Annotated in this window: 11 protein-coding genes; 5 read left to right on the top strand and 6 right to left on the bottom strand. The window is 71.4% G+C overall.

Going from position 1 to position 11924, the window contains the following annotated elements; translation table 11 throughout:
- Window positions 1-50: 50 nt before the first annotated feature.
- Entirely contained in the window at window positions 51-2348 is a 2298-nt protein-coding gene (locus ACWCRB_RS36870; protein ID WP_451000223.1) for a tetratricopeptide repeat protein, read from the bottom strand.
- Entirely contained in the window at window positions 2345-4018 is a 1674-nt protein-coding gene (locus ACWCRB_RS36865; RefSeq protein WP_451000222.1) for a trypsin-like serine peptidase, read from the bottom strand. The genes ACWCRB_RS36870 and ACWCRB_RS36865 overlap by 4 nt, the downstream gene beginning before the upstream one ends.
- Window positions 4019-4125: 107 nt before the next feature.
- On the opposite strand from ACWCRB_RS36865, the gene ACWCRB_RS36860 reads away from it, so the two are divergent.
- Window positions 4126-4476 (top strand): trypco2 family protein, encoded by a 351-nt coding sequence (locus ACWCRB_RS36860; RefSeq protein ID WP_451000221.1) that lies wholly within the window; start codon window positions 4126-4128, stop codon window positions 4474-4476.
- Window positions 4477-4485: 9 nt separating this feature from the next.
- On the opposite strand, the gene msrB is transcribed toward ACWCRB_RS36860, so the two are convergent.
- The 4 genes from msrB to ACWCRB_RS36840 form a co-directional block, all read right to left on the bottom strand.
- Window positions 4486-4893 carry a peptide-methionine (R)-S-oxide reductase MsrB gene (msrB, locus tag ACWCRB_RS36855; RefSeq protein ID WP_451000220.1) on the bottom strand — a complete coding sequence of 136 codons (408 nt, stop codon included), beginning with the start codon at window positions 4891-4893 and terminating at the stop codon, window positions 4486-4488.
- Between the two features lie 37 nt (window positions 4894-4930).
- Complete coding sequence (gene murC / locus ACWCRB_RS36850; RefSeq protein ID WP_451000219.1) at window positions 4931-6319, bottom strand: UDP-N-acetylmuramate--L-alanine ligase; 1389 nt, start codon at window positions 6317-6319, stop codon at window positions 4931-4933.
- Window positions 6320-6476: 157 nt separating this feature from the next.
- Complete coding sequence (locus ACWCRB_RS36845; protein ID WP_451000218.1) at window positions 6477-6950, bottom strand: indole-3-glycerol phosphate synthase; 474 nt, start codon at window positions 6948-6950, stop codon at window positions 6477-6479.
- A gap of 157 nt (window positions 6951-7107) precedes the next feature.
- Window positions 7108-7944 carry a pyrimidine reductase family protein gene (locus ACWCRB_RS36840; RefSeq protein WP_451000217.1) on the bottom strand — a complete coding sequence of 279 codons (837 nt, stop codon included), beginning with the start codon at window positions 7942-7944 and terminating at the stop codon, window positions 7108-7110.
- A 37-nt stretch (window positions 7945-7981) separates the two neighbouring features.
- Here ACWCRB_RS36840 and zapE point away from each other — a divergent pair, with 37 nt between their 5' ends.
- From zapE to ACWCRB_RS36820, 4 genes are all read left to right on the top strand, one after another.
- Entirely contained in the window at window positions 7982-9091 is a 1110-nt protein-coding gene (zapE, locus tag ACWCRB_RS36835) for a cell division protein ZapE (RefSeq protein ID WP_451000216.1), read from the top strand.
- Window positions 9092-9266: 175 nt separating this feature from the next.
- Window positions 9267-9665: a hypothetical protein gene (locus ACWCRB_RS36830; RefSeq protein WP_451000215.1), complete on the top strand. Its 399-nt coding sequence runs from the start codon at window positions 9267-9269 to the stop codon at window positions 9663-9665.
- Window positions 9666-9742: 77 nt separating this feature from the next.
- Window positions 9743-10333, top strand: coding sequence for a carbonic anhydrase (locus tag ACWCRB_RS36825; protein WP_369029534.1), 591 nt, complete (start codon window positions 9743-9745; stop codon window positions 10331-10333).
- Between the two features lie 26 nt (window positions 10334-10359).
- Window positions 10360-11820: a SulP family inorganic anion transporter gene (locus ACWCRB_RS36820; RefSeq protein ID WP_451000214.1), complete on the top strand. Its 1461-nt coding sequence runs from the start codon at window positions 10360-10362 to the stop codon at window positions 11818-11820.
- The last annotated feature ends 104 nt before the right edge of the window (window positions 11821-11924 follow it).

Genomic DNA, 11924 nt, shown 5'->3' with positions numbered 1-11924 from the left:
CCTCGCCCTCGTCTTTTGGCCTCCGGCCCGTCGGCGGGCCCTGCCCCCCCTCATGCCGTACGCCGCCACCCCCGAAGCAGGTCCCGGAGGCCGACGGTCTCGGGGAGGACCGCGTACGCCCGGTCCAGGAGGTCGCCGCGTTCGCCGCAACTCCCCGCCTGGTCCGCGAGTCTCTTCAGCGACCGGGACAGCAGTTCGCCCAGCGCCCTCGGTGTGTCCGCCGGTCCGAACAGCTCCCCGGCGGGGAAGTCCGGTCCCCATCCGCCGGGCGGCCGGCAGGTGACGGCGTGTTCCCGGGCCTCGGCGACCAGCCGGTCCCAGGCTCCGCTGCCGTCCAGGTGCAGTGCGGTCGGCGCTCTCCTGAGCCCCTGCAGCCGCTCGGCTGCCTCGACCAGCTGGGCCACGGTGGGCTCGGCGCCGGGCAGCCGGCCGGTGAGTACCCGGATCGCGGCGACGCGTGCGGCGTCGTAGTGCCGTGAGGTCGTCGGTACCTCGTCGAGCACCTGGACGGCCGCCCGCCGGTCGCCCCGGCGCAGTCGACTCCGGGCGAGCCCGAAGGCCGCGCTGCCCTGGGTCCGGTCCCGCCGCCAGACGGCCTCGTAGTACTCCTCGGTCTGCCGCTGCCCGGCGGCGAGGTGTTCCGCGCAGTGGCCGAGGGCCAGCTTCGGCGCGGACTCGCCCGGCAGGGCGTCGTAGGCGGCGGTGAACTCGCCCTCCGCCTTCCGCACTTGACCTCGCGTCAGGTGGAGCAGGCCCTGGTGCCAGAAGATCCGCCAGTCGTACTCGCGGCTCAGCCGACGGGCCTTCTCCACCCACCGGTCGGCCTTGTCCGCTTCCCCGGCGTCCAGGTAGGCGCGGCACAGCCACAGCGCGGTCTCCACGGTGTACAGCGCCGAGCCCTGTTCCGCCTGCGCCGCGATGCGCTCAGGGTTGTCGGCGGCGAGTCCACCGAGCAGTACGGCGGCGGCGTCCCGGGGGTCGGGGATCGGGACGGGCAGTGCACGGGCCGCATCCCGGGGTTCCGGCGCCCCGATGGGCAGCTCCGGGACGTCGGGGCCGGGGCGCCGGGTCCAGTGGTCGAGGGGCGGCGCCGTGCCGAGGGCCGAGCCGAACAGCGCGGCCGTCGGCTCGAAGCGGGTGGACCGCTCCGGGTACGGCTCGTGCCCGCTCAGGGCCTGGTGCTCCCGGAGCACCTCCCAGAGCTGGCGGGACATCTCGGCCGCCGAGGTGAAGCGGGCGGCGGGCTCCGGGTGGGTGGCGCGTCGGAACAGCGCGTCGAAGGAGCGGGCGGCGAGTCCGGCAGCCGGGGTGGCCCGTGCGGCGAGGGACTTCAGGGTCCGGCCGACGGTGTAGAGGTCGGTGTCGACCTGGAAGCCGCGCTCGTCGCGTTCCGTCTTCGGCGGTGCGTAGTCCGGGGTGTAGACGAGGCTGGAGGAGCGGTCGTCGATCCGGCGGATGGCCCCGAGGTCGATGACCTTGATCTCGCGCCCGTAGTGGATGACGTTGTCGGGCTTCATGTCGCAGTACAGGAGGCCCTGGTCGTGCAGGTACTCCAGGGCGCCGAGGATCTTGCAGCCGTAGGTGAGCACATGGCCGAACTCGAACGATCCGCCGAAGAGCCGCGCCAGTTCCTCGTCCGGGGCGTGCCGGATCCAGGCGAGGGAACGGCCGCCGACGTACTCCATCACGATGTATCCGGTGGCTTCCGCCTCGCCGGGCGCCTGGTGGTGCACGTACGTGACGATGCGGACGATGTCCCGGTGGTGGAGCGTGGTGAGCGAGCGGCGCTCCTCGACGGCCGCCCGCCGGGCGACGGCGTCCCCGGTGTTGATCAGCCCTTTGAGGACGACCAGGTGGTCCGGCACCCGGGTGTCCTCCGCGAGGTGGACCCAGCCGAGGCCGCCCACCGCGAGATAGCCGAGCACCCGGTAGTGGCCGCCGACCCGGTCGCCCGGGCGCAGTCTCGGCAGGAAGGAGTACGGGTGGCCGCACTCCGGGCAGTAGCCGTGGTCGGGTGGCGGGCCGCCGTCGTAGTCGACCCCGATGGTGCCGACGCAGTTGTCGACACCGCAGCGCCGGCCCCCGGTGGGCGGACGGGCGGTGGTGGCGGCGGCCTCCGCCGGCTCCGGCGAGGGGATGCGCGGCAGGACCAGCAGACCGTCGCGGTCCAGCGCGCGGGCTGTCGGCACGGGCGGCGAGGGCTCGACCGGACCTGCGGCGGACCGGTCGTCCCGCGACCCCTGTTCCGGGGCGGGCGGCAGCCGGGGGCAGGTGCCGCAGAAGCCCGTCTCCCTGATGTGGCCGCCCCGGCAGTCGGTCCTGGGGCACGGCTCGGGTGCCGACGTCATGGGGAGACGGCACCGCCCTCGTCCGGATCCGCCCCGTACCCGCGCTCGACACTCAGCACGTAGGCGTTCACCGCGTCCTCGAGCGCCTGTACGTCGCAGGGCCTGGCCCGCAGCAGTTCGTGGGCGCGGAGATAGAGCGCGTCCACGGCCAGGTCCTCCTCGCCCCGGGTGGCCTGCTGGTGCAGCACGTGGTAGCCCTGCAGCCGACCGCCCAGCATGTCCCGCCGGTCACAGAGCCGTTCGAGGGCGCCGATGGTCGTGACCAGCCCGGTTGTCGCCCGGTCGACGAACCGCTCGTACCGCGCCAGGTCCGGACCCCGGCGTGCCGCACCCGCGCCGCCGGGCGCCCGGGTCAGGTCCGCGAGCGCGGCATGGGCGCTGATCAGGTCCGATTCGGCGCGGCGGGTGTCGTCGGCCTGTACGACGGCCATGCGCCCGTACATCGCCGTGGCCAGCGGGCCGGTGGTCTCCTCCAGGCGTGCGACGAGACGGGCGCGGCGCCGCTGCGCGGGCTCGGCGACCAGTTGGTACCGGGCGCGGCGGTGGGCGGCGCCCGCGGTGCGGAAGACCAGGAGCAGGCGGCTGCCCTCGGCCCGGAGCATCTCCAGGAGGTCCAGGAGCGCGAGCGGGTCGACCGCCTCGTCGACACCGACGACGACCAGGGTGAGGGTGACCCGCGCGGCCCTGATCCGGTCGACCAGCGGGGCGTCCGGGTGCTGCCACAGGCCCATGCGCTCGGCGATCCGCTCCTCGATCTCGGCGGAGGTGAGTCCTCCCGCGTCCACGGCGAGGTCGTGGCCGCCGGCCGACGGGACGGTGCCCGGCGGGTCGAGCGAGGCACGGTCGACGGATGCCGAGGTGCGTAACTCCCGGTCGGCCAGGGTGATGGCGCGGCGCAGCGTGGCGGCCCGTACGGCGTCGCCGCCGCGGACGAGGCTGATCTTCACCTGCTGTCCGTCGTCCCGGAGCCAGTCGGCGAGACGCTGCGCGAACGGTTCGTCGAGCAGGGCTTCCGAGGCGTCGTCCCTCGTGGATCTGAGTCTGTCGTCGACCGCGGTCCGACCCGAGGTCCACTGGGCGATCCGCGGGAGGTGCCGGACGATGGTCTCGGCCGGGGTCATGAAGGAGAACAGGTTGCCGTGGCGGTCCTGGAGTCCGCTGAGAACCATCCCGATGACCTCGCCGGTACGGGTGTCCACGACGCCGGAGCCGCTGCAGCCGGGGCTGGCCAGCTCACCACGGCTCGTCGGGCTCAGCTGCACCTGACCGTCGCGCCCACAGCCGCCGACGACGGTGGCCCGGAACCAGATGCCGCCGTTGTGGTCGTACGGGAAGCCGTACATCCGTACGGCGCGGTTGGGTGCGGAGAGCCGGTGGAGCCGCGTCGTGTCTCCCTCGGGCCTGGGGTGTTCCAGCCTCAGCAGGGCGACATCGCCGCTGGGATCGCCGTCGGCGTCCCGGGTCTCCGGCACATACGCGTCCCCGTCCACCCATGCCGCCACCGAGGGCACCGCGTGGCCGGGCGCCCCGACGAACTCGGCGGTGACCTCGGCTCCCCGCTCCAGCACGTGGGCGCAGGTGAGGACTTGATCGGGGCTCAGCAGAATGCCGGCGCCCGCGATCTCCCCGTTCGCCCGTCGGATGCGCACCGCCCAGGGCGGCGTCCCCAAGGACGAATTGGTATGGATACCCCCGTCAGCAGCCACACCGTCACTATACGGTGGCGGTTGGGCATAATGGTGCGCAAACGGAGTAACAGGCTTTGGGGAGGTACGAGTTGCCGGACGCACCGGGGTTCGTGGGGCTGGCGGAGGTGATCCGCCAGGTGCGGGGCGAACTGGAGGAGGCCCGGGAGGAGGCCCAGGGAAGGGCGTTGGGCTTCACCGTGGAGAACGTGAATCTGACGTTCTCGGTGCAGGTGCACCGCTCCGGCACGGGTCGCGGCGGAGTTCGGATCGGCGTGGTCACGGCCGAACTCGGCGGCACGGTCGACCGCCAGACGACGCATCAGGTGCAGGTCGACCTGAAACCGGACGTGGGCGGCGAGCGGGTGCGGGTGGGCCGGGGCGGCACACCACGCACCTCGGAGCCGGACGGCGGGACACCCCGACCGCCCGGCGAACGATGAGCGAAGCCGTCAGCCCGCGTCGGGCGTCAGGCGCAGCGAGATGCTGTTGATGCAGTACCGCTGATCGGTCGGGGTCGGATACCCCTCCCCCTCGAACACATGCCCGAGATGCGATCCGCACCGCGCACATCGCACCTCGGTCCGCACCATCCCGTGGGACCGGTCAGCGATCAGCTCGACCGCGTCGGTGTCCTTCGGGTCGAAGAAGCTCGGCCAGCCGCAGTGCGACTCGAACTTCGTGTCCGAGGTGAAGAGTTCGGCGCCACAGGCCCGGCAGGAGTAGACGCCCTTCGTCTTGGTGTCCGTGTACTCACCGACGAAGGCGGGCTCCGTGCCGGCCTGACGCAGGACCGTGTACTCGGTCGGCGTCAGCTCCGCGCGCCACTGCTCGTCCGGCTTGTCGACGTCGTACGCCATGAAGCTCAGCCCCTCACTACGAATGTGACCGCGAACGTCAGTGCGCCAGGCGGTCCAGGATCCGCGGGCCCAGGTCGGTCACATCACCCGCGCCCATGGTGAGAACGAGATCACCGGGCTTCGCCATTCCCGCGACGACCTCGGGGACCTCGGCCTTGTCGGAGACGGCCGTCACATCGGCGCCCGCGGCCCGCGCGGCGTCGATGATCAGCGTGCTGGTGACACCCGGGATCGGGTCCTCGCGGGCCGGGTAGATGTCGAGGACGACCGAGGCGTCCGCGAGCGTCAGCGACTCGCCCATCTCCTTGCCCAGCTCCTGGGTGCGGGAGAAGAGGTGCGGCTGGAAGACCACCAGGATGCGCGCGTCACCGACCGCCGCCCGCATCGCCTCCAGGTCCGCCGTCATCTCGGTCGGGTGGTGCGCGTACGAGTCGATGACCTGGACACCGGCCGCCTCGCCCTTCAGCTGCAGCCGCCGCTTCACCCCCGTGTACGCCGCCAGCGCGGGCGCCAGCTCTCCGGCGGGCACGCCCAGCGCGACGCCCGCGGCCAGCGCGGCCACCGCGTTGTGCGCGTAGTGCCGCCCGGGCACGGAAACCGTGAAGGTGAGCGGAGCCCCGTCCAGCTCGACGGTGACCTCGCTCTTGAGCCCCTGGGGCACGACGGACAGCACCCGCACATCGGCGTCGGCGGACTCCCCGTACGACACCGCGCGCACGGAGTCGGGCAGCCGCCGCGTCAGCTCGCGGGCGCCGTCATGATCGGCGGAGATCACGAGCGTCCCACCGGGCACGATCCGACCGGCGAACGTCTCGAAGGACTCGTAGATCTCGTCCATGGAGGCGTAGTTGGCGTGGTGATCGAGCTCGACGTTGAGGACGATCGCGACCTCGGGCGCGTACTTGTGGAAGCTGCGGTCCGATTCGTCCGCCTCGGCCACGAAGATCTCACCGTCGCCGTGCAGGGCGTTCGAACCGGGCGCGTCCAGGTCGCCGCCGATGGCGTACGAGGGGCTCAGCCCCAGCTCGCTCAGCGACACCGCCAGCATCGACGTCGTGGTCGTCTTGCCGTGCGTACCCGCGACGGCGATCGGCCGCAGCCCGTCCATCAGCCGGGCGAGCGCGTCCGACCGGTGAACCACCGGAATCCCCAGCTCGGCCGCCCGCGCCAGCTCCGGATTGTCGGCCCGAATGGCAGAGGAGACGACGACACAGGTGGCGTCGTCGGCCAGATGCCCGGCGGCATGTCCGATGTGCACGACCACCCCGAGCGCCCGCAGCGCCGCAGCGGTCTCCGACTCCTTGGCATCACTCCCGGCCACAGCAGCCCCACGCTGAGCCAGAATCTTCGCGATCCCAGACATCCCGGCCCCACCAATGCCGATGAAGTGCGGTCGTTCCATGGCGACAGGAAGGCCGGGTGCCATGTGCGTTTCTCCCCTGATGCGGTGCGACAGCTAGAACGGACCCCAGCCTATTCCCTGAAGAGAGGGCGCCTTACGGCCAAGGCTGTCCCCACCCACCTAGGGGCGCGGGGAACTGCGCGACAAGCCCCCACCGGGCCCGCACCCGACGAACTACCCCCTACGCCTTGCTGTGCGAAAACAGCTTCAACACAGGCACCCCCACCTTGTGCCGAGCCCGAGAAGCCCAGTCCCGATGAAAGAACTCCTCCACGTAATGAGGATCGGTCAGCACGATCACCTCATCCGCCTCGACCTCGTCCACCAACCCCCGAAGCGCATCAAGCGGATGGTCCTCGACAATCCGCCCCTCCGCCTCGTTACCAGACACCCGCAGCGCCGCCAGCGACACCTCCAACGCCTGTTCCCCCAACGCCGCCGCGTCCTTCCCCTCCGGCGTCTCCCGTTCGTGCGCCGCCTCGTCCAGCTCGCCGAGGGCGATGTCGTCGATGGCGCGCAGCAGCCGGTCGGCCTGGTCACCACGGGGCTGGAGCAGTACGTGGAAGGCGACGTCCTCGTCGCCGTGCAAGGTGGTGACGAACTCCACGTCGGCGGACGTCAGGGCCTTCTCGATCATCAGTACGCTTGTGAACACGACAGGCGCCCTTCTCCTCCGTGGGCCGTCCGTAGGCCCCTGCGGAAACCATCCTGCCCCGTGATCGCACGGGGGCTGCGAGTTTTAGTGTGCCCAGCGAAAGACAAACGGAACGGCAGATTCCACATCGTGTCCGGTCATGCGGGACCCCCGCACCTCATGGGCGGCAATACCGACTGAACAGGAAGCCCTCCTCCTCCAGCAAGGACACCAGTTCGAAGCGCCGGGGAACAGCCAACGAGGGCCCGCCCGAGATCCGCTGAGCGTCCCCCACCGTGAGCATCGGGGAGATCGTCAGGCACAGCTCGTCGAGCACACCGGCCGCCACCAGCTGCCCCAGCAGCCGCGGCCCGCCCTCGGCCAGCAGCCGGGTGTGCCCGAGGCCGGCGAGGGCCTGTACGGCACGTGCCGGGTCCACGCCCATGCCGTCACCGGCGACGACCACCCGGGCGCCCGCCTTCTCGGCCGCGGCGACCCGGTCGGGGGCGGCGGCGGCGCCCGTGAGGACCAGGGTGGGCACCAGGGGCGAGGTGAACAGGGGGAGCGAGAAGTCCAGGTCCAGACTCGCGCTGACGATCGCGACGGCCGCCGCCTCCGCCTGTCCGGCCGCCTCCCGGGCCTCGGCGAACTCGGCACGCGCGCGTACCGGCCGATAACCCTCCTGGCGTACCGTTTCCGCACCGACGAGCACGATGTCCGCCAGCGCCCTCAGGGTGCCGAAGATCCGCATGTCGGAGGCGGAGGAGATGGGCTGGGAACGGCCGTCGTGCTGGGCGGCACCGTCGAGCGTGGACACCATGTTGGCCCGCAGCCAGGTTCCCGGACCCCCGTTCGTCCGCTCGGGGTAGGCGTAGGCGGCGCCCAGCTCCGTCAGACTCCACTCACGGTCGACCGCCCCACCACCCCCGGGCGAACCACCGGCACCACCGGCATCCACGGCCCCTCCCGAGGCCCCGGCCACTGTCTCTTCGGTCACAGGGAACAGGCGTCGCATGCCAGGCAGTCTGGCATGCGGCTTAGCATGGTGAACCGTGCCTACCACCCCAGCCACCCCCGGATTCGGCCCGATAGCCGACGCGGCCGCCCCGCTGTCCCTGTGCGTGCGTGAGCCGCATGTCCCCGCGGACCGGCTGGTCGCCGAGATGGTGCCGCCGCCCCGGTTCGACTCGGTGCGCTTCGGTACGTACATCCCGGACCCGAACCAGCCCAGCCAGACCGAGGCCGTGCGCGTCCTCGACGGCTTCGCCGGCGGGCTCGGCGGGGCACACGCCCTGGGCGGCGGCAAGCGGGGGTTCTTCGGATTCGGGAAGGCCAAGGCGGCCAAGGTGCCCGCCGGGCCCCGTGGGGTCTACCTCGACGGCGGTTACGGCGTCGGCAAGACCCACCTCCTCGCCTCCCTCTGGCACGCCACCCCTGCCGAGCCCGCACTCAAGGCCTTCGGCACCTTCGTGGAGCTGACCAACCTCGTCGGCGCGCTCGGGTTCCAGAAGACCGTGCAGACACTCAGCGGCCACCGGCTGCTCTGCATCGACGAGTTCGAGCTGGACGACCCGGGCGACACCGTCCTCGTGTCGACCCTGCTCGGCAAGCTCGTCGACGCGGGTGTCGCGCTCGCCGCCACCTCGAACACCCTGCCGGGCAAGCTCGGCGAGGGCCGGTTCGCGTCGGCCGACTTCCTGCGCGAGATCCAGGGCCTGTCCGCCCACTTCCGCGCACTGCGCATCGACGGCGAGGACTACCGCCACCGGGGGCTGCCCCAGGCTCCGGCGCCGTACTCCGAGGAGCAGGTGACCAAGGCGGCGTACGCCACCGAGGGAGCGTCGCTCGACGACTTCCCGCACCTCCTCGACCACCTCGCCCGAGTGCACCCCAGCCGGTACGGCGCCCTCACGGACGACCTGAAGGCCGTGTGCCTCACCGACGTACGGCCGGTTCCCGACCAGTCGACGGCACTGCGGCTCGTCGTGCTCGCCGACCGGCTCTACGACCGCGAAGTACCGGTGCTCGCCTCCGGCATGCCCTTCGACCAGCTGTTCAGCGAGGAGATGCTGAACGGCGGCTACCGCAAGAAGTACTTCCGCGCGATCTCCCGCCTGACCGCTCTGGCCCGCGACGCCAAGGGCCTCGTGGAGCCGTCGTAAACCCTTGCGTCAAGGGTCAGTTCGCGTCATCCCACCCGCGCTTTTCAGGCTCTCTTCAGCCTGAAACGCTAAGTTAACCCTGCAAACAACTTCGCAGGGTTAACGTGTTTCTTGACCTTCGGTTGACCAGCCGTTGACGTACGCGAGGGACCGCGAAACATCTGAAGGGGGGCGCATGTTCCGAGGTACCACCGTCCGGACCGTGATTTCGCTCCTCACCGCCGCACTGCTGGCCCTCCAACTCTTCACTCCCACGGCTTCCTTCGCATCCGCGCACACAGCCCGTCATGCCGAGGCCAAGACCGAGACCAGAAACAAACCCAGGGCGGAAGCCCTGCGCGACGAGTACGTTACCTGCGGTAACGACGGCCGTCCCCACGACCCCGCCTGGCCCCTGCGCATCCGCGACCGGCATCGAATCGTCGATACGGGCCCCGAAGCCCCCGGCCGCCCGGCCCTCGTGGCGGATCCCGTGCCCCCGCACGAACCACGGACACCGATCACCGCCCGCCACCAGGCGCCCAGATCACTGACAGCGCACACCCCGGCCGGACTGCAGGTGTTCCGCTGCTGATGACAGCGGAGACATCCCCCCACGCTCTGTCATGTACGTCCGACGCGCCATCGAGGCGCGCCAGGAGGAGTCACCACATGCAGCCCCTCATCGACAACGCCCGCACCTTCGGTCAGCGCCCTGAGGAGTTCGCCAAGCTCGCCGAAGGCCAGTCCCCCCAGGTCCTGTTCATCACCTGCTCCGATTCCAGGGTCGTCCCGGCCCTGATCACAGGTGCCAGGCCGGGCGAACTCTTCGAGCTGCGCACCGCCGGCAACATCGTCCCCCCATACGCCTCCGGCCGCCCCACCGGCGAGGCCGCCACGATCGAGTACGCCGTGGAGGTCCTCGGCGTCAGCGACATCGTGGTCTGCGGCCACTCCCACTGCGGCGCCGTCGGCGCCCTGGTGCGCGGCGACGACCTCACCGCCGTACCCGCCGTACGCGACTGGCTCGCGCACGCCGCCGACGAACCCGGCACCACGACCGCGTCCGACACCGACGACCCGACGGTCGCGGCGGGCGTCCAGAACCACGTCCTGGCCCAGCTGCTGCGGCTGCGCTCCTACCCCTGCGTGGAGCAACGTCTGGCGAAGGGTCAACTACGCCTGCGCGGCTGGTATTACGAGGTCCACACCGGGTCCGTACGCGAACACCGGGCCGCCACCGACGCGTTCGAAGCGCTGTGAGGGCCGCCATGACCAGCCTCGAAAAAATGGCCAAGTTCCCTCATCTGCGGCAGGACTTCGCCGCCTCGCTCGTCGTGTTCCTGGTCGCCCTGCCACTGTGCGTGGGCGTCGCCGTCGCCTCCGGTGTACCGGCCGAACTCGGCCTGGTCACCGGCATCGTGGGCGGTATCGTCACCGGACTCCTGCCGGGTAGCAGCCTCCAGGTGTCCGGGCCCGCCGCCGGCCTCACCGTGCTCGTCTTCGAAGCCGTACGGGAGCACGGGCTGCCCGCCCTCGGGGTGATCGTGCTCGCCGCCGGCCTGCTCCAGCTCGCCATGGGCGCCCTGAAGCTGGGGCGCTGGTTCCGGGCGATATCCGTGTCCGTCGTCGAGGGCATGCTGGCCGGAATCGGGCTCGTGATCATCGCCGGGCAGCTGTACGCGGCGGCCGGGCTGAAGGCGCCGGCCGCCGGGCTCGACAAGATCGTCGGGCTGCCCGAGGCCGCCGCGAAGGCCGTGGGGAGCACCAGCGCGCTGGCCTCGCTGGCCGTCGGCGCGGGCACGGTGGCCGTGATCGTGCTGTGGCAGCGGCTGCCCAGGAAGGTGCGGGCAGTGCCGGGCGCGCTCGCGGCGGTAGTCCTGGCGACCGTCGTCACCCTCGCCTTCAGCCTGCCGGTGGCGACCGTGGAGGTGAAGGGCCTGCTGGACGCCGTCCAGCTGCCCGGCCTCGGCTCCTTCGGCGAACTGGCGAGCCTGAGCGTGCTCGGCACGGTCGTGGCGTTCACGCTGATCGCGTCCGCCGAGAGCCTGTTCAGCGCCGCCGCGGTGGACCGGCTGCACGACGGTCCGCGCACCCAGTACGACAAGGAGCTGATGGCGCAGGGCGCCGGCAACACCGTGTGCGGGCTGCTGGGCGCGCTGCCGATGACCGCGGTGATCGTGCGCAGCTCGGCGAACCTCCAGGCGGGCGCGCGGACGAAGGCGTCCCGGGTCATGCACGGTGTGTGGCTGCTGCTGTTCGCGGCGCTGCTGCCCGGCGCGCTGGCGCTGATCCCGCTGCCCGCGCTGGCCGGCATCCTCGTGCACGCGGGCTGGAAGCTGATCCCGCTGCGCGGGGTCGTCTCGCTCTGGCGCGAGCACCGGGGTGAGGCGCTGATACTCGTCGTCACGGCCGTGGCGATCGTGTCCGTGAACATGTTCGAGGGCGTGCTGATCGGCCTCGCCCTGTCGGTGGCCAAGACCGCCTGGGAGGCCTCGCATCTCAAGCTGGAGGTCGTGGACAAGGGCGCCGGGCCCGTCCAGGCGTATCTGTCCGGCAACGCGACCTTCCTGCGGCTGCCGAAAATACTGGACAGCCTGGAGGCGCTCCCCCAGGACCGGCCGATCGAGCTGGACCTGTCGGGCCTGCACCACCTGGACCACGCCTGCCGCACGGCCCTGGAGAGCTGGGCGGAGCGGCACAGCGCGGCCGGGACGGAACCGGTCAGGATGATGACGCCGACGCCGTAGCCTCCACGGCCTTCGCATACGAGGTGACGGCGGCGGTCGTCATGATGCCCTTCTCGATCAGGAGCGCTTCCAGCGCCTTGACCCGGGCGGTGATCTCCTCCTGC

Source organism: Streptomyces sp. NPDC002156, from assembly GCF_053593675.1.
The sequence above is the reverse complement of the archived record's forward strand: the minus strand, read 5'-3'. Positions and strand labels throughout refer to the sequence as shown.